The 26314-nt window shown below is 41.1% G+C and carries 24 protein-coding genes, 5 tRNA genes, 1 other RNA gene and 1 riboswitch; of the genes, 17 read left to right on the top strand and 13 right to left on the bottom strand.

Annotated elements, in window-relative coordinates; genetic code table 11:
• Positions 1–83 precede the first annotated feature (83 nt).
• On the top strand, positions 84–1406 hold the full coding sequence (locus I6L31_RS14685; RefSeq protein WP_005003078.1) for a hemolysin family protein: 1323 nt from the start codon (positions 84–86) through the stop codon (positions 1404–1406).
• A gap of 42 nt (positions 1407–1448) precedes the next feature.
• On the opposite strand, the gene I6L31_RS14680 is transcribed toward I6L31_RS14685, so the two are convergent.
• The 3 genes from I6L31_RS14680 to cysD all read right to left on the bottom strand — a co-directional run bounded on the left by I6L31_RS14680 (position 1449) and on the right by cysD (position 4751).
• Positions 1449–1952, bottom strand: a complete 504-nt coding sequence (locus tag I6L31_RS14680) for a hypothetical protein (RefSeq protein ID WP_005003075.1) — start codon at positions 1950–1952, stop codon at positions 1449–1451.
• Positions 1953–2157: 205 nt separating this feature from the next.
• Positions 2158–3771 (bottom strand): sulfate adenylyltransferase subunit CysN, encoded by a 1614-nt coding sequence (gene cysN, locus I6L31_RS14675; protein WP_005003074.1) that lies wholly within the window; start codon positions 3769–3771, stop codon positions 2158–2160.
• A 71-nt stretch (positions 3772–3842) separates the two neighbouring features.
• On the bottom strand, positions 3843–4751 hold the full coding sequence (gene cysD / locus I6L31_RS14670; RefSeq protein ID WP_004990602.1) for a sulfate adenylyltransferase subunit CysD: 909 nt from the start codon (positions 4749–4751) through the stop codon (positions 3843–3845).
• A gap of 341 nt (positions 4752–5092) precedes the next feature.
• Between cysD and I6L31_RS14665 the strand changes: the two genes are divergently transcribed.
• The gene (locus I6L31_RS14665; protein ID WP_035271965.1) at positions 5093–6487 is read left to right on the top strand and encodes a cobyric acid synthase; all 1395 of its coding nucleotides are present in this window, start codon (positions 5093–5095) and stop codon (positions 6485–6487) included.
• Between the two features lie 155 nt (positions 6488–6642).
• On the opposite strand, the gene I6L31_RS14660 is transcribed toward I6L31_RS14665, so the two are convergent.
• The 6 genes from I6L31_RS14660 to coaD all read right to left on the bottom strand — a co-directional run bounded on the left by I6L31_RS14660 (position 6643) and on the right by coaD (position 11332).
• On the bottom strand, positions 6643–7434 hold the full coding sequence (locus tag I6L31_RS14660) for a CREC-EF hand family protein (protein WP_005003069.1): 792 nt from the start codon (positions 7432–7434) through the stop codon (positions 6643–6645).
• A gap of 33 nt (positions 7435–7467) precedes the next feature.
• Positions 7468–9753 carry a TonB-dependent hemoglobin/transferrin/lactoferrin family receptor gene (locus tag I6L31_RS14655; RefSeq protein WP_005003068.1) on the bottom strand — a complete coding sequence of 762 codons (2286 nt, stop codon included), beginning with the start codon at positions 9751–9753 and terminating at the stop codon, positions 7468–7470.
• A 300-nt stretch (positions 9754–10053) separates the two neighbouring features.
• Positions 10054–10130 (bottom strand) — tRNA-Met (locus I6L31_RS14650).
• 62 nt (positions 10131–10192) lie between these two features.
• An RNA gene (rnpB, locus tag I6L31_RS14645) (RNase P RNA component class A) lies at positions 10193–10548 on the bottom strand.
• Positions 10549–10575: 27 nt separating this feature from the next.
• Positions 10576–10839 carry a YfhL family 4Fe-4S dicluster ferredoxin gene (locus I6L31_RS14640; protein WP_010588836.1) on the bottom strand — a complete coding sequence of 88 codons (264 nt, stop codon included), beginning with the start codon at positions 10837–10839 and terminating at the stop codon, positions 10576–10578.
• A 1-nt stretch (position 10840) separates the two neighbouring features.
• On the bottom strand, positions 10841–11332 hold the full coding sequence (gene coaD, locus I6L31_RS14635) for a pantetheine-phosphate adenylyltransferase (protein WP_004990612.1): 492 nt from the start codon (positions 11330–11332) through the stop codon (positions 10841–10843).
• A 158-nt stretch (positions 11333–11490) separates the two neighbouring features.
• On the opposite strand from coaD, the gene smpB reads away from it, so the two are divergent.
• Positions 11491–11967, top strand: a complete 477-nt coding sequence (gene smpB / locus I6L31_RS14630; protein ID WP_004990613.1) for an SsrA-binding protein SmpB — start codon at positions 11491–11493, stop codon at positions 11965–11967.
• A gap of 42 nt (positions 11968–12009) precedes the next feature.
• Here the strand turns inward: smpB and I6L31_RS14625 are convergent, their stop codons facing one another.
• From I6L31_RS14625 to rluD, 3 genes are all read right to left on the bottom strand, one after another.
• Complete coding sequence (locus I6L31_RS14625; protein ID WP_004990614.1) at positions 12010–12591, bottom strand: flavodoxin family protein; 582 nt, start codon at positions 12589–12591, stop codon at positions 12010–12012.
• A 40-nt stretch (positions 12592–12631) separates the two neighbouring features.
• Positions 12632–13372, bottom strand: a complete 741-nt coding sequence (pgeF, locus tag I6L31_RS14620) for a peptidoglycan editing factor PgeF (RefSeq protein ID WP_004990615.1) — start codon at positions 13370–13372, stop codon at positions 12632–12634.
• Between the two features lie 98 nt (positions 13373–13470).
• Positions 13471–14520: a 23S rRNA pseudouridine(1911/1915/1917) synthase RluD gene (gene rluD, locus I6L31_RS14615; RefSeq protein ID WP_004990616.1), complete on the bottom strand. Its 1050-nt coding sequence runs from the start codon at positions 14518–14520 to the stop codon at positions 13471–13473.
• A gap of 72 nt (positions 14521–14592) precedes the next feature.
• Between rluD and I6L31_RS14610 the strand changes: the two genes are divergently transcribed.
• Positions 14593–15657, top strand: a complete 1065-nt coding sequence (locus I6L31_RS14610; RefSeq protein WP_004990617.1) for an outer membrane protein assembly factor BamD — start codon at positions 14593–14595, stop codon at positions 15655–15657.
• 144 nt (positions 15658–15801) lie between these two features.
• Positions 15802–17700 carry a DNA primase gene (locus I6L31_RS14605; protein ID WP_004990618.1) on the top strand — a complete coding sequence of 633 codons (1899 nt, stop codon included), beginning with the start codon at positions 15802–15804 and terminating at the stop codon, positions 17698–17700.
• A gap of 13 nt (positions 17701–17713) precedes the next feature.
• Here I6L31_RS14605 and hemA read toward each other — a convergent pair whose 3' ends face one another.
• Entirely contained in the window at positions 17714–18997 is a 1284-nt protein-coding gene (hemA, locus tag I6L31_RS14600; protein WP_005003065.1) for a glutamyl-tRNA reductase, read from the bottom strand.
• A 100-nt stretch (positions 18998–19097) separates the two neighbouring features.
• On the opposite strand from hemA, the gene I6L31_RS14595 reads away from it, so the two are divergent.
• The 12 genes from I6L31_RS14595 (at position 19098) to ribB (ending at position 26300) form a co-directional block, all read left to right on the top strand.
• On the top strand, positions 19098–20801 hold the full coding sequence (locus I6L31_RS14595) for a tetratricopeptide repeat protein (protein WP_080632315.1): 1704 nt from the start codon (positions 19098–19100) through the stop codon (positions 20799–20801).
• Between the two features lie 3 nt (positions 20802–20804).
• Positions 20805–21380: a lipoprotein insertase outer membrane protein LolB gene (lolB, locus tag I6L31_RS14590; RefSeq protein ID WP_005003063.1), complete on the top strand. Its 576-nt coding sequence runs from the start codon at positions 20805–20807 to the stop codon at positions 21378–21380.
• Positions 21381–21394: 14 nt separating this feature from the next.
• Positions 21395–22222: a 4-(cytidine 5'-diphospho)-2-C-methyl-D-erythritol kinase gene (ispE, locus tag I6L31_RS14585; RefSeq protein WP_005003061.1), complete on the top strand. Its 828-nt coding sequence runs from the start codon at positions 21395–21397 to the stop codon at positions 22220–22222.
• Between the two features lie 4 nt (positions 22223–22226).
• Positions 22227–22301 (top strand) — tRNA-Gln (locus I6L31_RS14580).
• 23 nt (positions 22302–22324) lie between these two features.
• Positions 22325–22399: transfer RNA gene (locus tag I6L31_RS14575), tRNA-Gln, on the top strand.
• 16 nt (positions 22400–22415) lie between these two features.
• Positions 22416–22490: transfer RNA gene (locus I6L31_RS14570), tRNA-Gln, on the top strand.
• 92 nt (positions 22491–22582) lie between these two features.
• Positions 22583–22657 (top strand) — tRNA-Gln (locus I6L31_RS14565).
• A gap of 155 nt (positions 22658–22812) precedes the next feature.
• Positions 22813–23766: a ribose-phosphate pyrophosphokinase gene (locus tag I6L31_RS14560; protein WP_004990629.1), complete on the top strand. Its 954-nt coding sequence runs from the start codon at positions 22813–22815 to the stop codon at positions 23764–23766.
• Positions 23767–23866: 100 nt separating this feature from the next.
• Complete coding sequence (rplY, locus tag I6L31_RS14555; protein ID WP_004990631.1) at positions 23867–24163, top strand: 50S ribosomal protein L25; 297 nt, start codon at positions 23867–23869, stop codon at positions 24161–24163.
• 20 nt (positions 24164–24183) lie between these two features.
• Positions 24184–24765, top strand: coding sequence for an aminoacyl-tRNA hydrolase (pth, locus tag I6L31_RS14550; protein ID WP_004996304.1), 582 nt, complete (start codon positions 24184–24186; stop codon positions 24763–24765).
• A 136-nt stretch (positions 24766–24901) separates the two neighbouring features.
• Complete coding sequence (gene panD, locus I6L31_RS14545) at positions 24902–25282, top strand: aspartate 1-decarboxylase (RefSeq protein WP_004990637.1); 381 nt, start codon at positions 24902–24904, stop codon at positions 25280–25282.
• A gap of 123 nt (positions 25283–25405) precedes the next feature.
• A riboswitch (FMN riboswitch) is annotated at positions 25406–25548 on the top strand.
• A 92-nt stretch (positions 25549–25640) separates the two neighbouring features.
• A complete protein-coding gene (gene ribB, locus I6L31_RS14540) occupies positions 25641–26300 on the top strand; it encodes a 3,4-dihydroxy-2-butanone-4-phosphate synthase (RefSeq protein ID WP_005003056.1) in 660 nt (219 codons plus the stop codon).
• The last annotated feature ends 14 nt before the right edge of the window (positions 26301–26314 follow it).

The raw sequence follows: 26314 nt of genomic DNA, 5'->3' as shown, positions 1-26314 counted from the left end.
TCGTACGGAGGTAGTTTCGACTACCTCGCTTTTTCTTGTTGTGTTAAAACTTTCTCATAATAACGAATGACTACAGGTGAACTGTGAGCCTCTTTCAAAACGTCGTTATCATTGCCATACTGATTATCGCGGCGGGTTTTTTATCTTTAACTGAAATCGCGCTGGCGGGTGCTCGTAAAGTAAAATTAAAAATTCTTGCTGAATCGGGCGATGAACGCGCACAAAAAGTCCTTGATCTTCAGCATCAATCGGCTGATTTCTTTGCAGCTTCTCAAATCGGTCTCAACGCCGTCGCTATTCTTGGCGGTATCTTGGGAGAAGCAGCTTTTCGTCCATTTTTCGTCCATCTGGTCGACCGTTTCTATGATGGGCCGTGGACAGAAACGATTGGATTTGTACTTTCCTTTACCTTTGTTACTTCCCTATTTATTTTATTTGCCGATCTGATGCCAAAGCGTCTGGCGATGATTGCACCCGAAAAAATTGCAGTCTCGGTCATCAATCCGATTCAGGTATTTATCAAAATTTGTAAACCTTTAGCATGGTTTATCAATGCGATTGCCAATTTGCTATTTCGTTTATTTAAAGTGAATACCACGCGTGATGATAATATTACCTTTGATGATATTTCTGCGGTGATGGAAGCAGGTGCTCAAGCGGGTGTCTTGCAAAAACAAGAGCATCATTTTATCGAAAATGTATTTGAACTTGAAGAGCGCACCGTTCCTTCAAGTATGACGACACGTGAAAATATCGTGTATTTTGCGCTTGATGAGTCCGATGAAAGTATTCGTCAAAAACTGGCAGAATATCCTTATTCCAAGTTTTTGGTGTGTAATGATAATATTGATCAGGTGATTGGGTATGTCGATGCTAAAGATATTTTGGTGCGTATTCTCAATAGCCAGTCCTTGATTCAGCTCAAAGAAAATACCATCCGTACTGTATTGACTATTCCAGATACGCTAACGCTTTCTGAGGTTTTAGACAGATTTCGTTCGACCAAAGAAAAATTTGCAGTGGTCATTAATGAATATGCCTTAGTCGTCGGGGTGATTACTTTAAGCGATATTATGATTACGGTGATGGGCGATTGGGTTACCCCTATTGAAGCAGATCAGCAGATCATTAAGCGTGATAATAATTCATGGCTGATTGATGGCAGTACGCCAATCGAAGACCTGAAACATGCACTCGAAATTGATGAAATGCCAGATGAAGAAAACTATGAAACGCTGGCAGGTTTTATGATGTATCAACTGCGTAAAATTCCGCGCCCTGCCGATAGTGTCGAGTTTAGTGGTTTCAAATTTGAAGTTGTCGATGTCGATCATTACAAAATTGACCAATTACTGGTTACGCGGATTTTGGAAAAACTGGAAGATCAAAGTTTAATTGAAGACTAATTCGTGAGAGAGAAAATATTGAATCTCTCTCACTTTTTTCAATCAATGCGCAATCAATGCATTAATTAATGCCCCATAGTGTAATTGAATATCTTCTGACAAAATTTTGTAAGCACTATCAAATTGCACCATCGGCCAGCCTTCTTTCCAGAACGGGAAAATATTATGCAAATCTTTGGTGACAATCGCATCTTCACGAGTGATGGCTTGTGCGATTTGTGCTAAAACCTGTGCTGTTTCGGCACCATCAATCGCCATATAATCTATACCACGTGCTTTCAAAATACGAATACGGTCTTTCTTATAACGAATTTTCTTTGCTTGTGCAGGATTCAATTCCAATGCCAGCGTCACAGCCTCTACAAATTTTTCTTCAAAACTATGGTTTAAAGCTACAAGTGCTTGTTTATGTGCTTCTTGTCGACCCGCTTTGCCCCCATTACGGATAATCTCTTTCGCTTCAACATCAAGCTCATCTTTTTTCATTGACTGTAAAATATCTAAAATTTCGATATCCGTTAAAGATTCAGGAGATTGGTCGGTCATGGAAGTCTCTGCAAAAATGAAAGAACTATTGTCGCATAAAAGCGATGTCAAAGCAGAATTAAAATGTCAGTTTTCTCTTGCTGAATCTATCAATATTTTATTCCTGTTTGGACTTTTTTTATTGTATATACAATAATTTAATTGAGCTCAATTTTGATCATAAAAAACCCGCTTACGCGGGTTTATCAATTTCAAATTGGTTTCATTACAAACGAACCAATTCCACCACCTGATCGACTACTTCTTCTACAGTCTCAGCCGTAACATCTGCATCTGACGCTTCTGTAACGGTTGTAATCACCACAATACCCGTTTCACGAAGTAAGTTGATTTGATCAGCAGTCAAATCTGATTTGGCAATCGCCACGACACCTTGCTGAATCAGCAAGCTTTCAAGTGCTTGTGCTTTTTCAAGGATTTTCGCTGAAACACCAATCACCGCAGGTTTTTGACCCAAACGCGCTGCACGGTCTTCGGCAGTCACAGGATTGTTGCTCGCAGTCCATTCCACCGCCGCTTCAACCATACCAGCACCAACCGTTACATTGCTTAAACGGTCAATAAAGATGAAAGAACCTGTATAGCGGGAATCTTGATAACGATCAAAGACCACTGGTGCATCAAACTCGACTGTTACATCTGCAATTGCATTCAGCTCAAGCTCTTCCACTTGAGTATGCTCAAGGGTATTCACATTGACACGATAATGAATTTCAGTCACTTTAGCAGGAACAGTCTGTGTTCCAATTTTGACATTGTACAGCTTACCTTTGACTAAAGGATGCTCAGTCATCCACACCACAGAGGCACGTACACTACGTGAAATCAATGGCTGTTCACCAGCACGGACTAAAATGTTCCCACGAGAAATATCAATTTCATCGTTTAACGTCAAGGTAACGGCTTGACCTGCAATCGCCTGTTCTAGATTGCCATCAAAAGTTACGATTTCTTTGACCGTCGATTTTTTACCCGATGGCAATGCAACAATCTCATCGCCTACATTGATTTCACCGAGTGCAATCGTACCGGCAAAACCACGGAAATCCAGATTTGGACGATTTACATATTGAACAGGGAAACGAAATTCGTGTTTATTGGATTCACGTTTAATTTCCACAGATTCCAAAATGTTCATCAAGGTTTGACCCTTGTACCACGGCGTACTTTCCGATGGATTTACGACATTATCGCCATTCAAAGCTGAAATTGGGACAAATAAAATATTCTCTGGACGGCGATCACCCAACTGGCTGACAAAAGCATCGTATTCAACCTGAATTTCGTTGAAACGCGTTTCAGAAAACTCAACCAAGTCCATTTTATTAATGGCAACGACGATATTTTTAATACCCAATAAGCTGGCAATAAAAGTATGACGACGGGTTTGAGTTTGAACACCATAACGGGCATCGATCAAGATAATCGCAAGGTCAGCGGTTGAAGCACCTGTGGCCATGTTACGGGTATATTGTTCATGTCCTGGGGTATCGGCAATGATGAATTTGCGTTTCTCGGTCGAGAAATAACGATACGCGACATCAATAGTAATGCCCTGCTCACGTTCAGCTTGTAAACCATCAACAAGTAACGCTAAATCAGGTGCTTCGCCTGTCGTACCGACTTTCTTACTATCGCGGGTCACCGCCTGCAATTGATCTTCATAAATCAATTTTGAATCGTAAAGTAAACGCCCGATTAAGGTACTTTTACCATCATCGACATTACCACAAGTCAAAAAGCGCAATAAGTCTTTTTGCTCATGTTGTTTTAAGTACGCCAGAATGTCCTGACTAATAAGATCTGACTGATGAGACATGCTCTAACTCCACAAATTCTGAAATCTTTTCCTAAGCTCCCCTCTTTTTAAGAGGGGTTGGGGGAGATTTATTAGAAATAACCTTCCTGCTTTTTCTTTTCCATTGAGCCCGCTTCATCATGGTCAATCATACGACCCTGACGTTCAGAACTTGTGGCCAAAAGCATTTCCTGAATGATCTCAGGCAAAGTATCTGCCTCAGATTCCACCGCACCCGTTAATGGGTAACAGCCGAGCGTACGGAAACGTACCGATTTCATTTGTGGAACTTCGCCTTCTTTTAAACGCATGCGCTCGTCATCAACCATGATCAGCGTACCACTACGCTCAACCACAGGACGTACCGCAGAGAAATAAAGAGGAACGATTTGAATATTTTCTAAATAGATATACTGCCAGATATCCAGTTCAGTCCAGTTTGACAATGGGAATACGCGGATACTTTCGCCCTTGTTTACTTTACCATTGTAAAGATTCCAAAGTTCTGGACGCTGATTTTTAGGATCCCAACGGTGCTTACTATCACGGAATGAATAAACACGTTCTTTAGCACGTGATTTTTCTTCATCGCGACGCGCACCACCAAAAGCCGCATCAAACTGATACTTGTCCAACGCTTGCTTTAAGCCTTGAGTTTTCATGATGTCGGTATATTTCGAGCTACCATGATCGAATGGATTGATGCCCGCATCACGACCTTCTTTGTTCTGATGCACGATCAAATCAAAGCCATGGGTTTTAGCCATATTGTCACGAAAGGCAATCATGTCCTTAAATTTCCAGCCTGTATCGACGTGTAATAAAGGGAATGGAAGTTTTGCAGGATAAAACGCTTTCAGTGCCAGATGCAGCATCACCGCAGAATCTTTACCAATCGAGTAAAGCATCACTGGGTTTTCAAATTCGGCTGCAACTTCACGAATAATGTGAATACTTTCAGCTTCAAGCTGCTTGAGATGGGTTAATCTATCTTCAGTCATGTGCATCTCCTTTCCAGTCCGTTTTAATCATTAAGCCGCCAAGTAGTTTTTCGTCACAACTTGCGCCACCATATGGAGGAACGAGTGCCATAACAACTCCAAATTGAAAATTCGACATAACTCTCCAGATTGGCCTTATGCTAGATCTGGAAATAGATATTCATTATAGTGATTTAAACAATACTTACTTTGCATGTTTTTTCATATGTATATCTGATTTAATCATATACAAAACATACAGTGTAGCCTGCATTTGACCACTACGTTGATCGTAAAAATAACGTATTATGCCGTAGCTACCCCCTTTCTGCCTACCCGATTTTATTGATAAGCATATCAGCATGAGACATATTTCAATTTTTGGAACTTCCAGTGATGCTGGAAAATCCACCATGACCTTTGTGATTGCCAAAATCTTACAAGATACAGGTTTACGGGTTGCGCCCTTTAAAGCACAAAATGTCTCGAATAATGCACGGGTTTGTGATGATGGCAGTGAAATTGCGATTGCCCAATCCTTTCAGGCTGAAATTCTAGGTATTACAACTTCGTATCACCTTAATCCTGTATTACTCAAATCTGGCTCAAATGGTCGTGCTTCGGTCATCGTGGAAGGCAAAGTTATTTCACAGCAGCATGTACTCGACTATTACCGCGATCTGGATCAACTCAAACCTGCGGTAAAACGATGTTTTGATTATTTGGCTGACCGTTATGATTGCGTGGTCGCAGAAGGTGCAGGCAGTCCAGTCGAACTTAACTTAATGGACAAAGATCTTTCTAATATTTTTATTGCTGAAACCTATCAAACCAAAATTATTTTAATCGCTGACATCGAAAAAGGTGGCGTATTTGCTTCAATCTGGGGGACTTATAACTTACTCCCCGCTCACCTACGTAACAACGTCATTGGTGTGATCGTCAATAAATTTTGTGGTGATTTGTCTTTATTTGATGCGGGCATCGATATTATTCAGGAACAATTTAAAATTCCAGTTTTAGGCGTTTTGCCCTATATGCCGTTTAATCTCGGGTTTGAAGACAATGCCAGTCTGCAAAATTTTGTACAGCAATCTGGTCAGCAGAAAATCTCGATTGGCGTCATTGCCTATCCTTATATGAGTAATTATAACGACTTTGAACCCTTGATTGCCGATGATGAGGTTTTACTGGAATTTATTCATAGCCCGATTTCTTTAGAACGTTTTGATGTGGTGATACTTCCGGGCTCAAAATTAGTGATTCAGGATTTAAACTGGTTAAAACAAAATGGCTTATTTGAACAACTACAACAACGCACAAAAGCGATTTTTGCCATTTGCGGCGGTTATGAAATGTTATTTCAACAACTACATGATCCTCATCAGATTGAAAACCCACAACCAACCATCGCGACGGGTCTAAGCTTGATAAGTGATGATATTCACTTTGCTCAAGATAAAATTTTAGCGAAAAAAAATTATTCAATTTTTGGCATGCAGATTGAAGGTTTTGAAATGCATCATGGGATAAGCTCAAAATACCCGCTGTATTTTCAAGATCAACATATTCAAGGCACGTTTATTCATCAAATCTTTGATCACAATGCGTTTCGGACGCAATACTTAGCTTCAATTTGTACTGATTATCAGGGTTTTGATTTCCAACAATATAAAACTGAGAAAATTGAAGATTTTGTCGGACAATGCCGTAATCGTTTAAACGTCAATTTAATTTTGGATGCGATTCAAGAGTAATTCGATTTTTACGTTCCAGTTCTTCTATTTATCTTTTTTATTTTGATTCATTTTAATTTTATCTACAGCACAATTTTTTGACCATTTTTGCTTAAACTAATGTACAAAAACGGCCAAATATTGATTCTCAAAACATCACAAGATAATGTTTTCAGTTAAATTCCTTTCAATACACGAGCTGCAAAAGTTTTAATATCTTTGTCCTGAATTGTGGTTTTGCCATGACTGATATTTTGGAATTGCTGATTAAAAATCTCGTTATATTGTTTACTCGCCTGAGCCAAATGCTCGTCATAACGCTGAGTAAATTCACCCACATATTCATCTTCAGATAGGCTGAGATCCTTATTACTATCCGTTAAGAAAAATTGTTGATCACGATGGGTTAAATAGTCGCCTAAGGTCACATATTTTTTATTGTTATTGGCATACATTTGAATAAATTCATTCACATCCGCTGCCATTGGCATCGACAATGGAGATTTTACTTTAAAGCCATCATGTGTACCTGTTGCAGTGGCCTCGTTCTTGGCATCTTCGGCAGTAATAATCCCATCCTGATTTTTATCAAATTGATTAAAGGTTTTAAGGCCAATTTCCTGATATTCCTTTAAGGTAATTTTGTCGTCTTTATTGGTATTTAATACACCAAAACGAACATGTGCCTGTTTCAACGACATGTCACGGCGCTGCTTTAATACAGGCTCCAATCTGGCTTGTTCGTACTTCACATATTGTTGTTGATTCACTTGCTTTTGGGTTTTAAATAAATCTGCATAATCAGCCGCATAGTTTTTAATAAATGTTGCGTTGTTTGGATTTTTATCTTGTGGATGGTACAACGCATAAAGGCCATAAGCCTGTGCTTCAATCTGATGATCTGGCGCGGCCATTACAAATGAGCTAAAAAGGCTGCAAGTCAAGAGCGTAAATTTAATGTGTTTCATGATGATAATGTCCTATACAATCTCTGATAATAATTAATATTTAAATTCAACACTTGCGACCACATTACGGCCTGCCTCGGCAGAACGATCACGCAACGCATTAATGCTTCCACTGGTACTAGTCGCGGTATTTAATGTGCCTACACTTGAATAATTCCAATAGGTTTTGTCAAAAATGTTATTTAAAGAGACATTGAATTTCATATTTTTATTGACATTCCAATAAGCGGACAAATCAAATACGGTATAGCCTTTCACAGGAATATAGTTTGAGTTGGTTGAATAGGTACTCACATCCTGTGATGCGGTTTTACTATCCACAGCAGTCGTTGTAAATCCAAGACCGTAGATATGCTCAGGATCATCATAAGCAAGTGTTAGACTGGCTTTCGCAGGAGTAACAGAGTTTACCCCACTCTCTTTGCCATCATTATCTTTGGCATGACCTCTGGTTTTACCTGCAACCAAGGCTACACTAAAACCATCTGCATCATGAATAAAATGTCCAAGATCTACACGTGTAGAAAGCTCCCCGCCCCAAATCGCAGCTTGTGCCAGATTTTCTGCTTCATAACATAAAAACACGCCTGAAACGGTACATTCAGATGCTGGTAAAGATTTATAATCAATGAAATTATCGTATTTGGTATAAAATCCGGTTAAATCCAGTTTTATCCCTTCAATCGAATCATTTCTTAGCCCTATCTCAAATGCATCACTGGTTTCTTTGTCTAAATTTGAGTTACCCGCCAAATAATATGAATTGGTAGACGTGGTCTGGAAATAACTGCCTAACTCCGTTGCACTTGGAACACGTGTACCACGAGTGTATTTCGCATAAGTGTAATTGTAAGGCGTTAACTGATAACTCAGTGACAATCCTGGCGATAAATAATTGAAAGCTTTAGCAGAAAAACCTGAATAATTTGAATTTTCTGGTTTAATTTCTTGGCGTTCGGCACGTAAAGACGGGGTCAGTCTTAAAGCACGATCAAACACATCAAAAGTCATGCTATCTGACACATAGGCAGCGTAACGATTGACTTTAGAATCAGACAAATAACTTCCCTGATATAAAGTTGATGAAGTTGGAGCACCATTACGCAATTCCTTACGATCACTTGAATATTTCTTTTGATCTACTAACAGACCATATTCAAAATGATGCACACCAAGATATTTTTCGGCATCGAGTTTGATGCCCGTATTTTCTTCTTTAAAGGTATTATTGACATCACGATAATAAGTCGCGGCTTTATAACCCGTACGGGTATCATTATGTGATTCCTGATACCAAGCTTTGGCTTTCAACTGATCGAATAAACTAAAGTTACTTGGCTTAAACCGATAATCCAGACTGTATTGTTCGCGTTCAATATTTTGGTTTTGTGTACCATCTCCATACGTGATCCCTGTATAGGTAGAACCATCCATCTTACTAATATCATTTTTCTTTTTATAATAATCCGCGGTAAAACCCAGTTGATGTTGTTGATTAATGTCCCAGATGATACGACCTAAAATAGCATCAGATTTCCAGTCAACAGGGAATTGTTTGGTATCAGAATTACCCTGAATTTCTTTACCATCCCGATGCGCATAAGCAATCAATGCTTTAAGCGTATCATTTCCAACAGCTCCCGTTACCGAACTCAACCATGCTTCATCTGCCGAGCTATAGCCCGCTTTCGCAGTAGCAGCTACATTTTTCCCATCTATCAGATAATCTTCAGGTGATTTAGTCTTGAATGAAACACGTCCACCAATCCCGTCTGTTGAAGCACCCGTTGTACCTGATTGGATATTCACTGTTTGAAACATTTCAGGCTCAATATAATCACGGCCTGCGGCACTATTTCGCATACTTGCACCTGTCCAAGTCGCAACAGTAGCATCTGCGATATCAATACCATCAACATCTAACCCAACCCGATTACCATCAATCCCACGAATGTTATAACTACTGGTACCTGAGCCTGCATAAAAAGCACTCGCCCCATTGGCTGCAAATGGCGCACTCACCAAAGGCAAATATTTCACAATACTGGCCATATCTGTTGCACCTGTTCGATCTAAATTATCTCGACTAATGCTCGTCACAGAAGATGGAACTTTGTCTTCCTTTTCGGCGTACACCGTAATAACAGAAAGCTTAGTATAGTGATTTGAATCAGCCGTTTTACTTTCTTCTGCCGCCAAGAGATTCGTGGAGACTGGTACCATCAACATGCCAAGACATACCGCTAAATAGTGCGGTTTCAATCGAATTTGCGGATTGACCTTATTTATGGACGTGAACTGATTCTGAGGACGATACATAACCCACCAATAAATGATAAAACTAAAGATAATGATTACTATTCAATAAATTAATTTATGCAGTTTTAGGCCTGATAAATTGCAGGAGAAATAAAGAATGAATAGACTTAAATGAGAATGATAATCAAAAGTAATAATATTTGCTACAAAAAATCACAGAAAATTGACATCCTGATTAATTTACAAGCACTTATAGATTCAATGACTTAAAACATCACGATAAATGTTATTTAAATAATTTTCACACAAACCAAGAAAATTGACATAAAAAAAGACCATGCAGGAGCATGGTCTGTTAAATGGTGGCTATGACGGGACTTGAACCTGTGACCCCAGCATTATGAGTGCTGTGCTCTAACCAACTGAGCTACATAGCCGAAAACTGTGCGCGCATTATCCAAAGTTATCTGAGATACGTCAAGCAAATTTTTCATAAAATTGGTGAAGTGGACCTGTAAGCCGGGTTCTGTCGAGGACGATCATTCCTCTAGGCGTACAATCACTCATACGCTCAAGCGACCTACCCGAATCCAGTACGGGCCGTACCTCAGGATTCCTATTTGGTCTTGCTTCTGGTGGGGTTTACCATGCCGTGAACTGTTACCAGACACGCGGTGCGCTCTTACCGCACCCTTTCACCCTTACCTCACGAATGAGGCGGTCTACTCTCTGCTGCACTTTCCGTCGACTTTCGCCGCCCAGGCGTTACCTGGCACCCTGCCCTATGAAGCCCGGACTTTCCTCCCCTGCTTCAGTCACGAAGACCTCCACAGCAGCGACCGTCCAGTCCACTTCAGGAGCGCATAGTAGCAAAGATTTGGATTAATTGCTTGTGCTTTTTTGATCAATTAGTTTTTGATACTTTTGCAAAAGCTCCCCATGTGTTTCAACATGGTCAGGATCTTTAGGAATGCAATCAACAGGGCAAAATAACTGACATTGCGGTTCATCAAAATGTCCCACACATTCAGTACATAAGTCTGGATGAATCTCGTAAATCACGTCGCCCATAAAAATGGCCTCATTTGGACATACGGGTTCACAGACATCGCAATTGATGCATTCATCAGTAATAATGAGTGACACTCTACCAACCTTGTTGATGTTTGCGTTCGAAGGCTTCCACCACAGCTTGCGGGACAAACTTGGCGACATCTCCTCTTAAACGCGCAATTTCACGAACTAAAGTCGATGAAATAAAGGAATATTGTTCAGACGGGGTTAAAAACACGGCTTCAAAATGTGAATCTAATTGACGATTCATATTTGCCAATTGAAATTCGTATTCAAAATCAGATACAGCGCGTAAACCTCGTAATACTGCTGTTGCATTTTGTTCGCGAAAAAAATTGACCAATAAGCCGTCAAATCCAACAAACTCAACATTGGGTAAATGGCTTAAAGAGGCTTTGGCCAACGCGACACGCTCTTCTAAACTAAAGACTGGGTTCTTATGATGTCCAATCGCAATGGCGACCACAACTTCATCAAACATTCGTGAGGCGCGAGTGACCAAATCAATATGTCCATTGGTGATTGGGTCAAATGTACCTGGATAGATAACACGTGCTTTAGTCATCCATTTTTACTCTAGTTTATTTTCTGAGAGTTGTATTCTAGCAAATCTTGATTTCTTAGCGAAGACATCGTATCAATAAGCCACCTGATTAAAATGAAAAAACTTCACCTCTGTCACTGTTTCAGGCACAATAGCTTAACTTTGGAATTTTTAAGATTATGGCGAAAGCAGTAGTAGTGAAGAAAAATAACGGCGGCACCATTGCGCAGAATAAACGCGCGCGCCACGATTATTTTATTGAAGAAAAATTTGAAGCAGGCATTGCGCTGCTAGGTTGGGAAGTAAAATCTTTACGCGCAGGCCGCATGAGCCTGACCGAAAGTTATATTATTTTTAAAAATAGTGAAGCCTATTTGTTTGGTGCACAGATTCAACCTTTACTTTCTGCATCCACACATATCGTTCCCGAAGCAACGCGTACCCGTAAATTGTTATTGTCTCGTAGACAAATTGAACAATTGATGGGTGCAGTCAATCAGAAAGGTTATTCGTGTGTACCTTTAGCCTGTTACTGGAAAGGTCATCTGGTCAAACTGGAAATTGCATTGGTAAAAGGTAAGCAGCAACACGATAAGCGTGCGACTGAAAAAGACCGTGACTGGCAGCGTGATAAGGCAAGGTTAATGCATAAATAATTTGATGCATTAACAATTAAATGAATACAAAAGCCTCTGAATTTACTTTTTGGAGGCTTTTTCTTTCTCTGCACAATTTAAACGATAGAGCACACCCGCAATATACTCCCCAAACCATATTGCAGTATCAAGATCACCTTTAGGCGGGGTAATCTCAACAGGAGCATTATCGGATTGAGTCATCAAGCCTAAACAACTCGAAAGTCGATTTAAATCTGTTTCTGTAGAACCCGTTGCCATTAATGGCAATCCAGACCAAAGCATACCGTGCTGCATCGCGAAAATATTAAGTTGTTGAAGGACTGCGAGTTTATCACCGCTTAGACCACCAGAATTTGCAAAGCCAGCGGCAAGTTTGCCTTGCCAGAGACGATTTTTCCAACGCTTAGATGTACTATCCATAAACTTTTTAAAATCAGCCGAAACACTTCCCATATAAGTGGGGGACCCGAAAATAATCCCGTGTGCCGCATCCAGAGCATCCCAGTCAATATGTTCAATCGACATTAAATGCACATCAATAGCTAAGGTTTTTGCACCTTGTGCAATATACGACGCAACTTTGGCAGTATGTCCATAAGGGCTATGATAAACAATACAAAGTGATTTTTTGAGCAGTGACATAAATCAATCAAACTGATAGTACTTTGAAAGTTTACCACTTTTATCGGATAAAAACGAATGTCGCCATGCGTCCTGTTTTGGCATTACGCCGATAAGAATAGTATTCATCTTGTTGACGATATGAACATTGATCACCGCCAAGTATTAACTCTATTCCATGTTGCTCCAAGATATAACGCGCAATGGCATAAAGATCCGCATAAAACTTATCATCCTGTTTGCCTTGTTCAAAAGCTATATCCAGTTCTGGGTATTTTTCACAGAACGTTTTCTTGACCTCAATCCCTACCTCAAAACAGGGCTGACTAATCGCAGCACCCAGCCAAGCCCATGTCGCGCCACTTTGCATGGCTTCGATGGTATTTTCAATTATTCCACCCGCAAGACCACGCCAACCTGCATGTAAATTCGCAACTTCTGTACCATCCCGATTGCCCAAAACCACAGGCAGACAATCAGCCGTCATCATCATCAGCGCATGACCTTTGGTTTGAGTAACTAATCCATCTCCAACCAGTGCATCAAATGTTATTTGTTCATTAACAGTATGGCAAATAGTGCTATGGGTTTGGGTCATCCATGTGATTTTATTAACCCCATATTCGGCAAACTCATTCAGCAATATCATGCGATGCTGCTGAACACGCTCAGGATCGTCATTGACATGTAAAGCCAGATTAAATCCAGCTAAATCAGCATGAATACTTGGCAGCGCTCCAGCATGTTGAATGGTGGTCTGTCCCACATAAACACCTTGTGGTAAACCCTGCACAAAATTCATGAACTGATTCCTTTAATCTTGAATGGAGTTTTTCATAAGCCCCTTTTATTTCCTCCTTAGAAAAAAATAAAGAGGGCTTAAATAGTTACGAAAGAAACCTAATAAGCCGCATTGTCCTGACGCAAGACCTCAACCAAATAACTAAAATCTTCTGGCCACGGTGCTTCAAACATCATATTTTCGCGAGTACGCGGATGAACCAGACCCAGTTTGGAAGCATGTAAAGCCTGACGCTTGAAAGCACGTAAGGTAATATTTAAACGTTCACTTGCTCCCGCAGGAACACGAACTCGATTCATATAGACAGAATCGCCCACCAAACCATGGCCGATATAACTAAAATGCACCCGAATCTGATGCGTCCGCCCCGTTTCAAGTTGTGCCTGTACACGCGTAAAGTTTTGGAAACGCTCTTTGACATTATAATGCGTTACCGCATCACGCCCGCCCGGAAGAATAGCCATTTTAATACGGTCAACTGGATGACGTTTAATCGGTTCATCAATAGTACCTCCCGCCACAATATTGCCATAAACAATTAAATCGTAAATGCGGTAAACCGATTTATCTGCCAGTTGTTTACTTAAGGAAAACTGTGCTTCGAGATTTTTGGCCACTACCAATAAACCGCTCGTATCTTTATCAATACGATGCACAAGTCCCGCTCGCGCTAATTCAGCCGATTTTGGATAGTGATATAGCAAGGCGTTAACCAGTGTCCCTGAACTATTGCCTGCGCCGGGATGCACCACCATGCCCACAGGTTTATTAATCACTAAAATATCATCGTCTTCATAGACAATGTCCAGTGCAATATTTTCAGGCTGATTAGTAGTCTGAGCCTCAAGCTCGACATTTAAGGTCAATAACTCATTACCTTCACAGCGATATTTGGGCTTTACGATGTTACCATTTACCAACAAATGGCCATCTTTCATCCACTGTTTGAGGCGTTCTCTGGAAAAGTCGCTCCACACACTGGCTGCGACCTGATCAATGCGTTGTCCCAGATAAGTTTCATCAAGCTGCTGTTGCAACGATAAACGTGTTGCAGTTGTGTCAGAATTATGATTATCTGCATCCTCAGAATCTTCAAGTAAGAAGTCTGTTTCTGAGAGATTTGAATGAGAAGATTGTGCTGAAGTCATTTGCTCAAATTGATAAAAGTGGTTTAATAGCGCAATTGTAGCTCATTGCCCGTATATAACAGAGGAGTTTTTATGTCGCTACCAAATTATAAGATTACCATGCTTGCCCTTTCTCTTGGTGTAGCGACTGCAATGGTGGGTTGTAGCAGTAATCCAAAAAAAGAAGTAGTCGATACTGGGCCTAAGTCAAGTGAACTGGTTTATTTTGAAAAAGCCGAAAAATCACTGAGTCGCAAACAATATTCAGACGCAGCAAAGTCCTTAGAAGCAATCGATACCTATTATCCTACAGGTCAATACGCCCAACAAGCGCAACTTGATCTGCTGTACGTCAAATTTCAACAAAAAGATTATGAAGGTGCGATTGCACTTGCAGAGCGTTTTATTCGCTTGAATCCACAACATCCTAATGTCGATTATGCCTACTATGTACGTGGCGTGTCCAACATGGAACTCAATTACGATAGCTTGTTGCGCTATACCTCATTACAACAGTCACATCGCGATGTGAGTTATTTAAAACTGGCTTATCAAAATTTTGTTGACTTTATTCGTCGTTTCCCAAGTAGTGAATATGCGGTCGATGCAGCACAGCGCATGAAATATATTCAGCAAGAACTTGCTGAAAATGAAATTAATGTAGCACGTTTTAATTTAAAACGTCAGGCTTGGCTTGCGGCGGCTGAACGCGCACAATGGGTTGTTGAACATTATCCACAAACACCGCAAACTCCTGAAGCACTCGCAACTTTAGCGTATGCCTATGACAAATTAGGTGATCAAGAGCTTAGTCAACAATACACCAATGTATTAAAACTAAACTACCCAGATTTAGTGAAATCTAATGGTAAAGTTGATTTGCGCGCAGCGCGTCATGAGGGAAGCTGGTGGAATCGTGCAACACTGGGTATTTTAGGTCGTGGATCGAAAACCTCAGGTGTTGAAGAAGCAACATCGGATCATCCAACTGAAAAACGCAGCCTGACCAATCGTTTGAGTTTTGGTTTACTGGATAAACCTGAACAACATGAAGTTGCGCCTATTTCCGCACCACCAGTACAACAAACTGTTCCGAGTATGAGTGTTGTACCAGATACGGTCGCGCCACAAACCAATGATGATGATGCTGCCAACTAAACTGGTTTCGTTACACAGCAAGGCAAGTTCATCTGACTTGCCTTTTTTCATTTTGAGCGCATTGAAATCATCACCATTAGACTGCATCATGTAAAGTGGTCTCAATGACAGCAATATTTTTCGTCCAGACACGGTAATTTTATTATGGCGATTCCACAACATACGATTGATCAAATTCTGGATCGTACAGATCTGGTCGAACTGATTGGTCAGCGGGTAAAGCTTAAGAAAACTGGACGAAGCTATTCGGGCTGTTGCCCATTTCATCAGGAAAAAACCCCTTCTTTCCACGTCTATCGTGACAAAGGCTATTACCACTGCTTTGGCTGTCAGGCCAATGGCAATGCGATTCGCTTTTTAATGGATATTGATAGCCGTAATTTTATCGATGTTATGCAGGAGCTTTCTAGCAAAGCAGGAATCGAATTACCCAAAGATAATTTTGATAATAAAAAACTGTCTTATAAACGCACACCACAAAAACTTGAGCCCAAAGCGATTGCTGCACCAGAAGTCACATCACCAGCAATTACACAGCAAGACCAAGATCCCAATCAGGCTTTTGCCGACGCGGCAAATCTGGCAATGCCTGTCTATTTAGATGATCCTTTTGCACAGTTTGATAGCACCCTTTCTCCTTTTGAGGATATCCCGCAAGAAGGAAATTTATACGACTTACTTGAAAATGTAGCGCAGTTTTATGAACGACAACTTCCTCACAGTAAAAAAGCACAGAGCTATTTTAAGCAACGTGGATTAACAACTGAAACCATTCAGTTCTGGCGGTTAGGTTATGCACCTGAAGATTGGCAACATCTGGAAAAAGCATTTCCACAGGATATTGACGGTCTAAAAAAAGTCGGCTTAATTCGTTCCAGTGATAACGGACGGGATTTTGATTTATTGCGTGAACGGGTGATTTTCCCGATTCGTGATCAAAAGGGTCGTGTAGTGGGTTTTGGCGGCCGTGCGCTGAATGATGAAATCAAACCCAAATATATCAATTCACCAGACTCCGATATTTTTCATAAAAATCAATTGCTCTATGGACTCTATGAAGGACGAAAACTCAAAGCCCATGACTGGTTGATGGTTGAAGGTTATATGGATGTCATCGCCTTACAACAATATGGCGTTTATGGTGCTGTTGCGACACTTGGAACTGCCAGTAATGCAGATCATCTCACGACCTTATTTAAGCAAAATCCGCGGATTACCATTGCCTTTGATGGAGATGCCGCAGGTCAAAAAGCCGCTCGACGCACGCTGGAAATTGCACTTCCTTTATTAAATGATGGACGTGAACTTAAATTTTTTGTATTGCCCCATGAACACGATCCAGACTCATTGATTCGTCGTGAAGGCTTAGAAAGTTTTAATCGTCTACTGGATCAGGCTCCGTTATTGTCTGACTTTGTCTTTGCGCATTTAACAGGACAGCACGACATTTCCAGTCCAGAAGGTAAAAGTCTGGTGATGGGCGAACTGAAAGCACTGACTGAGTTATTACCTAAACATGGCTCGTTTCGCTATTTGCTTACCCAGTCATTTAGAGAAAAGTTAGGTTTAGGGCGCAAATGGACGCCACAAATCAGCCATGATGCATCTTTGTCTTTTAATATTCAAACCAAAGATGAAGATTTTGCACTGGCGATTTTGATGCACCATCCTTATTTATATATTCACTTTGAGGCCCTCCGCGCAGTCATCGATTCCAATGAGTTGCTTGGCAAAACTTTGGCTATTTTCGATCGTATTTTTGATGAATTACCCGATGATCAAGAATTGGCAACTTATTATGTGCTGGGCGCATGCAGTGCCTATTGTCATGAAATTGCAGACATCATGCAAAGAACCAATATCGAAAGCCTGACACAAGCTCCCGAAATTGCGGATAAACTTGCCAAAGAATATTCTTTAGGATTACAAGAGAAATACTTGCGGCAAAAATTAAAAGCACCGATCTCTCTATTGGAATCGCGTAACTTACGTCAACAGCTCAATGAACTCACCAAGCAGATTGGTTTAAGATTATTATCTTAGCGATATTAATAGATTATTTTTTAGGCTTTCGTTCTTTGGCAAACACGTCAGCCAATTCATTCTGTATCCATTCAAAATAATCAGGACTTTCATTTTGCGCCGCTTCACGCAATAAAATTGAAGTCGGATGCAGCATTTTTTGCGTTAAACGATGTGCAAAGTTTTTTAACACATCTTCTGGATTTTGCCCTGTTTTTAAGGCTTCAAGCGCAAGTGCAAGCTCTGACCGACGTTGTGCCTCGCCATGCTCACGATACGCTTGTATGGTGCTCCCTGCCTGCTGAATTTTTTGCTGTGTGACCAGTTGAGTCGCCAACTGATTGACCATCACTTCAGCTTCAACTGCTGCCTGACGACGTTGTGCCAGATTTTCATCAATCACACTTTGCAGGTCATCGACACCATACAGATAAACGCCATCCAGACTTTCAACTTTCGGATCGATATCACGTGGTACAGCCAAGTCCACCATGAGCATCTGTTTGTAACGACGTTTTTTCAGCGCAGCACGGACATCTTTATAATGAATGACTTGATGCAAACTACCCGTACAACTCGACACGACATCTGCGCGATGCAAATGATCTGCTAACTGATTAAATTCTAAAATCTCGACATCAACCTGCTGAGCAATTTCCTGTGATAGGTTTTCAGCACGTTCACGACTCCGATTACAAATAATAATTTTCGCAACTCCCATTTCTGCCAAATGTTTAGCCACCAGACTATTCATTTCACCAGCAGCAACCACCATCACGGTCAACTGTTCAGGATGGCTAAACACCTGCAAAGCCAGTTGCGCAACAGCATAGCCCATCGACACTGCATGACTACCCACCGCGGTCTCTGTACGAACCCGCTTGGCAGCATAAAAAGCATATTCAAAAATTCGATTTAGACTAGGTGAAATGGTGTGCGCTTCTTTAGACAAATTCAGCGCACTTTTGACTTGTCCTAAGATTTGTGGCTCACCGAGCATGAGTGAATCCAGACCACTGGCCACCCGCATCAGATGTGTAACCGCTTGCGCATTTTCGTAACGATAAACATGATGAAGTAATTGTTTTACTTCAATATCATTTGATTGGGCAAGCCAGTCTAGTACCATGTCCGCATTATCTGCGATGGCGTACACTTCAGTACGATTACAGGTCGAGACCACCACCATATCATTTAAATGGTGATGATCTCGCTGCTCGGCAAGCAAAGCACTCAATCGCTCTGCATTAAAAGCGATTTGTTCTCTCAACTCTACGGAAGCTGTTTGATGATTGACACCCAATGCAAAGAAGGACATATCAGATCATCATTTCGCTAAATTTATGCTATTGTGCAATAACGGTGTCATAAAAAGCATACTTAGATTACGGAAAAATGGATTACTAAAATTGCGTCAAATGAATTGCCGAATTAATGGTACGTCGATTAGACAATATTCTACCACATTCTTACTGTTAGGAAGCATGGCATCATCAGCGCATGTACGTGCTGTGACTGATTTTTATCCAATTCAACCCAATACAGAAGCACTTAAGCAAAGTATGATTGCTGAGTTTGCACTGGCTTATGACGACATTCCAACCGCAATCCATAACTACACCGTTTTAGCCATTAAGAGCAATTCACCCGCCATTAAACAACGGGCTTTGGATATTGCACTCGAATATAATGACATGAAAGCGGCACTGGATATTGCCACGCATTGGGTGGTACAAGAGCCAGAAGATGTTCCCGCACTGTTTTATCTGGCCCATATTGCCTTAAAAGCACATGAATACAAGCTTGCAGCAGATACACTGGATAAAATTTTAAATATCGATCCCAATGCGGATTTGGAACAAATTGTCGCGGGCATTTCACCTGAGTCAGCTGCCGATCGTGCTGACTTACTCAATATTCTGAATTTTAGTAAAGAGAAAAATAACCCTTCGGTGTTGGCCTTGATCGCAGGATTACAAGCACAAAATGGCGAACTCGATCAGGCGCTTACGACCATTAATCGAGCATTGCGAAAACGCCCCAAAGTCACAGGTTTTATTTTAATGAAAGCCAATTTATTGATTGGCTTAAATGATCTGGAAGGCGCTCAACAGTGGTATGCAAAATCAAGCAGACGTCACAAGGATAATCTGGAGGTTCGTTTGGCTGAAGCACGTTTTTTAGTCAAAAACAATGAACCAGAACTGGCACTGGAAAAACTACAAAGCATTATTAAAGACTGGCCAGATGCAGAAGAAGCCAAATTTATTGCAGGCTTAACCAGCATTGATTTAAAACAATACGAAAAAGCCGAGCAATATCTGGTCGATTTACGCTATTCAGCCAAATATCAAAATGAAGCCTATTATTATCTAGCTGTGAATGCTGAACGCAAACAGCATTTTGAAACAGCAAAAGCCTATTATCGGCTGGTCGATGGTAGCCTCTATGTCGTTTCACGTCGCAATATGATTGCCATTTTTGAAAAACAAAATAACCTAAATGATGGTTTACGCTTTCTCACTCAAGAGCGCGTCAATTACCCACAACATGCCAGTTTTTTATATCAAGCTCAGGCTGAAATTCTCAAAAAAATGGGCAATAAAAAAGCAGCCATTCGCCTATTAGATGAAGCGATCAAAAGTATTACAGATGATCCTGAACTGATCTACGCCGAAGTGTTGATGCTCGATCCGAATATGGATCGGGATAAACTTGATCGGGCATTAAAGCAATTATTACAGATTGAACCCAATAGCCCGACTTATTTAAATGCCTATGCCTATACCCTTGCCTTGCAAAATCGCCGACTGAACGAAGCCAGAGAATACGCTGAACTTGCACTGGAATATGCACCTGAACAAGCTTCAATATTGGATACGCTGGGCTATATTGCCTTTTTACAAAATGATTTTCCTGCCGCGGCTGATTCATTGGGGAAAGCATATAACTTAAGTCAGAACGTCAATATCGGCGTTCGATTTGCCAAAGCCTTGTACATGCAAGGTGATCTGGACAAATACACTCAAGTGTTACAACAGCTGAAACAAAAGCATGCAAATGATCCACAATTACAACAGCTTGATGGATTAATCTTACCGTTAAGTACCAAAAAGAGTTAATTTATGAATACGCTTTCTCAAACCTGTATTGCACTTTGTTGTTCCAGCGCGTTGTTTTTAACAGGTTGTCAGCATTTTACCCAACCCCAACTGCCAAAGAGCACTCAAGAAAGCGAAAATCAATTTAACCTACAAGGTAAAATTGGCGTACGAACCCCACAACAAACAGGCAGCGCTTTTTTTACGTGGGCACAACAACAGCAAAACTTTGATATCGAATTGACTGGCATTTTGGGAATGGGTAAAACTCAAATTCAGGGAAAAAATGGCAAGGTTACCCTGAATAGTGCAAAAACAGGACTCATTACAGCATCCTCCCCAGAAGAATTACTCGAACGTGCAACAGGATGGCAAGCTCCGATTACCCACATTATTAGTTGGGTACAAGCCAGACCTGCAACTACACAGGCTCAAACCACTCAAGATGCCGATGGTCGAATAAACCATATCCAAGAAGATGGCTGGAATGTTGATCTCAGCTATGATGCAGAGCAAAAATTACCGAATAAACTTATTTTAAAGCAGCCACTTGAAGATAATAAAGAAAACCGTATTACAATGGTCATTCAAAATCGTTAAGTCAAGTGAAGATAATGATTCGGGTTCCCTCTCCTGCCAAACTTAATTTGTTTTTGCATATCACAGGTCGTCGCGCAGATGGTTATCATGAATTGCAAAGCATTTTTGAGTTGATTGATTTATATGACTGGATGAACTTTTATCCAAATGATGATTCAGCCATAGAAATCGCAGGGCTTGAACAAGTCGATCTGAAAAATAATTTAATTTATCGTGCCGCAGAAATATTAAAACCTTATGCCCAAAAATTATGCGGCCTAAAGATTGAAATCGAGAAAAATATCCCGATGGGTGCAGGGCTAGGTGGAGGTTCATCCAACGCTGCCACAACGCTGATCGTGCTCAATCAACTCTGGCAATGTGGTCTCAATATTCAGCAACTGGCAGAGCTTGGATTACAGTTGGGCGCTGACGTTCCTGTGTTTGTGCATGGTCAAAATGCATGGGCAGAAGGTGTCGGTGAACATTTATCATTCATAGACTTAGCTCAAAAACAATACATCATTTTAAAACCTGACTGTTTTATCAGCACTCAATTACTTTTTTCGCAAAAAACATTGACAAGAGATTCCAAGCCTACTACATTTTGCGCCTATCAGTTAAAGCCATCCAGCTTTGGAAATAACTTTGAGCCTATCGCTAGAAGTCTATATCCACAGGTTGATGAAGCAATGCATTATTTAGATCAATTTGGTCAGGCAAAGCTTACAGGAACAGGTGCTTGTGTTTTTACTGATATCAATGCTGAAATGAATATTGCTGAAATTGTTGAAAATGCGCCATGTAAAGCTTATGTGGTGAATAGTTTAAAACAATCTCCACTCTATGATTTTCAACTTTGAAGATAGGGGCGTCGCCAAGTGGTAAGGCACCGGGTTTTGATCTCGGCATCCGTTGGTTCGAATCCAGCCGCCCCTGCCAATTACATCTGAGATTTCTGTATTAGGGGCGTCGCCAAGTGGTAAGGCACCGGGTTTTGATCTCGGCATCCGTTGGTTCGAATCCAGCCGCCCCTGCCATTACAGATTTCACATTAGGGGCGTCGCCAAGTGGTAAGGCACCGGGTTTTGATCTCGGCATCCGTTGGTTCGAATCCAGCCGCCCCTGCCATTTACATCATGAAAGTCAGACTGGTTTTTACTTTGTTTTTTGTTGAATTTTCTTGACATAAACAGGTAAAAATATTAAAGTTCTGCCGCATTAGGGGCGTCGCCAAGTGGTAAGGCACCGGGTTTTGATCTCGGCATCCGTTGGTTCGAATCCAGCCGCCCCTGCCATATAACAGATTGTTCCTTAAACTACCCGTTAGAAAAATGAAACATTTTTCTTTTGCGCTCGGGCAAAGCATTGCTTTACCCCTTTGGAAAATCATGCTTTTTTCCCTTGCGCTCGGGTGAAGCGTTGCTTCACGTAATCCTCGCTCAGGTGCTTCATGCCCAATCTTGTCGTTTTTAGTGGAACTGCTCATCCACAATTTGCTCAAAAAGTCGTTAGTCATTTGCACATCCCTCTGGGAGCCGCTGCTGTAGGTAAATTTTCTGATGGTGAAATCACTGTCGAAATTACTGAAAATGTGCGTGGCAAAGACGTTTTCATTGTTCAGCCTACCTGTGCACCCACCAACGATAACCTGATGGAAATTCTGGTGATGGCAGATGCCTTGCGTCGTGCCAGTGCGGGACGTATTACGGCTGTGATTCCATATTTTGGTTATGCTCGTCAAGACCGTCGTCCACGTTCAACGCGTGTACCCATTACTGCAAAAGTCGTTGCAGATATGTTAACTACAGTTGGCATTGACCGTGTGGTAATGATTGACTTACATGCTGACCAAATTCAGGGCTTCTTTGATATTCCTGTCGATAACATTTATGGTACTCCTGCATTGCTTGCTGACTTACGTCAACAACAGCATCACAACTTAATGGTCGTTTCGCCAGATGTTGGTGGTGTTGTTCGTGCGCGCGCCGTAGCCAAGCAAATGGGTGACATTGACTTAGCAATTATCGATAAACGTCGTCAAAAAGCCAATGAATCGCAAGTGATGCATTTGATTGGTGATGTAAAAGACCGTGATTGCGTCATTGTTGATGACATGGTCGATACAGCAGGTACATTGTGTAAAGCAGCCGATGCACTTAAGCAATTTGGTGCGCGCCGTGTGATTGCATACGCCACTCACCCTGTTCTTTCAGGTAAAGCGATTGAAAACCTTACAAATTCTGTGATTGATGAACTGGTTGTGACAGATACCATTCCTCTTTCTGTAGAAGCGCAGAACTTAGGCAAGATTCGTCAAGTCTCAGTTGCGGGCATGGTTGCTGAAACAATTCGTCGTATTAATAACGAAGAATCTATTAGCGCAATGTTCGATAGTTATCTATAATAGCGCAGCTTTTTTTTCTAAACCCTAGCTTTGGCTGGGGTTTTCTATCACTAAACTGGTCGCAAGTTTAGTTTATTTAAACCTTAATGAGGATTTACTCATGGCAAATTTCGTATTAAACGCTCAAGCGCGTGCTGACGACAAACAAGGGAAAGGTGCGAGCCGCCGCCTTCGTCGTGAAGCATTAATTCCTGCTATCATCTATGGTGGTAATGCAGAGCCTGTAACAGTCACTTTAGAACTTCGTGAACTTGTTAAAGCGTTAGAAAACAATTCATTCTTTGAAGAAGTTGTTGAAATCAAAATTGGTGACAAAGTTGAAAACGTTAAAATCCAAGCGTTGCAACGTCATCCTGCTAAAAACACACCAATGCACGCAGACTTTAAACGCGCGTAAGTTGTGTTGAGCGTAAATTAGTGTCAAATATTTCGCTAATTGTTGGTTTGGGCAATCCCGGTGCGGAATATGCTCAAACCCGCCATAATGCAGGTTTCTGGTTTGTTGAACAACTTGCAGATCAATATGGTATTACCCTCAAAAAAGATCCAAAATTTAACGGTTATACTGGGCGTGGTACAATACAAGGACATGATGTCCGTCTATTGATTCCAACCACATTCATGAACCGCTCTGGTCAAAGTGTTGTTCCCTTTGCCAAATTCTATCAAATTGCCCCCGAATCCATTTTAATTGCTCATGACGAATTGGATATGAATCCTGGTGTCATTCGCCTAAAAAGTGGTGGTGGTCATGGTGGTCACAATGGTCTGCGTGACATTGTTCCGCATATTGGTTCAAATTTCCATCGCTTACGCATTGGTATTGGTCATCCTGGTTCGAAAGAACGTGTTTCAGGACATGTACTGGGTAAAGCCCCTAAAGATGAACAACAATTGATGGATGATGCAATTCATCATGCATTAAGCAAAGTGAAATTGATGGTCGATGGACAAATTTCACAGGCAATGAATCAAATCAACGCCTATAAACCCAATTAATATGATTTGTCGAATATTGCTGCTTGCCATACGCATCTTTTAAGAGCAAAATGCGCATGCAAATGCCGACTCAAAAAGTCAGATTAGGTTTCAACCATAAGATCATACGCTTAGGTCAACTCAGGAGACGCTAGCCATGCTATCTCGTTTATTAAAATGCAAAATTCACCGTGCAGTGGTTACGCATGCCGAACTTCACTACGAAGGTTCTTGTGCAATTGACGGCGTATTAATGGATTTAGCAGGAATTCGCGAATACGAAGAAATTCATGTCTGGAACGTCACCAACGGTAAACGTTTTGCGACTTATGCGATTCGTGGTGAAGACAATTCGGGTATTATTTCAGTCAATGGCGGCGCAGCACATCAGGCTGATGTGGGTGATCTTGTGATTATTGCAACATTTGGGGACTTTACTGAAGCCGAAGCAAATGCCCATAAACCACGTTTAGTTTATGCGAATCCAGATAACACTGTAAATCACACTGCAAACTGTATCCCAGTGCAAGTGGCTTAAAAATTAGAAATGAATAAAAAGCTCGCATTTGCGGGCTTTTTTATGCCTATTTGAAATAAGCTTTGAACCTATTGTTCTAAAAAAGTACTCGTTTTTTAGTTGAAAAAGACTATAATTATTGAACATCGCTTCAGGGCGGGGCGTAATTCCCCACCGGCGGTAAACTCAACATGAGTAAGCCCGCGAGCGCTTGGCTGTATCTGGTCAAACGCAGATTTGGTGCAAATCCAAAGCCGACGGTATAGTCCGGATGAAAGAAGACGACGTTTCACAGTAGAACATTTCTGTTCTATTGTCACGACCCTATTTCTGCATCAGTCCTGAAATGTTTAACCGTAACTTTACGAGAGCATTTCACATGTCTAGTTTAATTCAACCTGAAATTTTCTTTTCAGCTCTATCCCCTGCCGAACAAAGAATTCAACAAGCCTTAGAAGATATACGTCAAGGCAAACCTGTTTTGGTGATGGACGATTTTGACCGCGAAAATGAAGCAGATCTGATCATTGCCGCAGAAACATTAAATGTAGACACCATGGCACGCATGATCCGTGATGGTTCTGGAATTGTCTGTTTTTGCTTAACGGAACAGCTTGCCGACCATTTAGACTTACCGCCAATGGTACAAAATAACTCAAGTCAGTTTCATACTGCATTTACTGTGACGATTGAAGCGGCTCAAAGCGTAACTACGGGTGTATCTGCACAGGATCGCGTCACTACAATTCATACCGCGATTAAAGATGGAGCTGTTGCCAGTGACCTCAATCGTCCTGGCCATGTATTTCCTTTACGTGCGCGTAATGGTGGCATTTTAAGCCGACGTGGTCATACAGAAGCCACGATTGACCTTGCTCGACTTGCAGGATTAAAACCATCTGGAGTGCTATGTGAGTTAACAAATCCCGATGGAACAATGGCATCGGGCATTCAAGTCTTAGCTTATGCTCAGACCCATCACCTTACTGTGATCACTATTGAAGAGTTAGTTCAATATCGAATGGAACATCATATTTAAGACTTCAAGCCCCT

This window comes from Acinetobacter septicus, assembly GCF_019355975.1.
In the GTDB taxonomy this organism is placed as follows: domain Bacteria; phylum Pseudomonadota; class Gammaproteobacteria; order Pseudomonadales; family Moraxellaceae; genus Acinetobacter; species Acinetobacter ursingii.
This window is presented reverse-complemented; position numbering and strand designations above follow the sequence as displayed.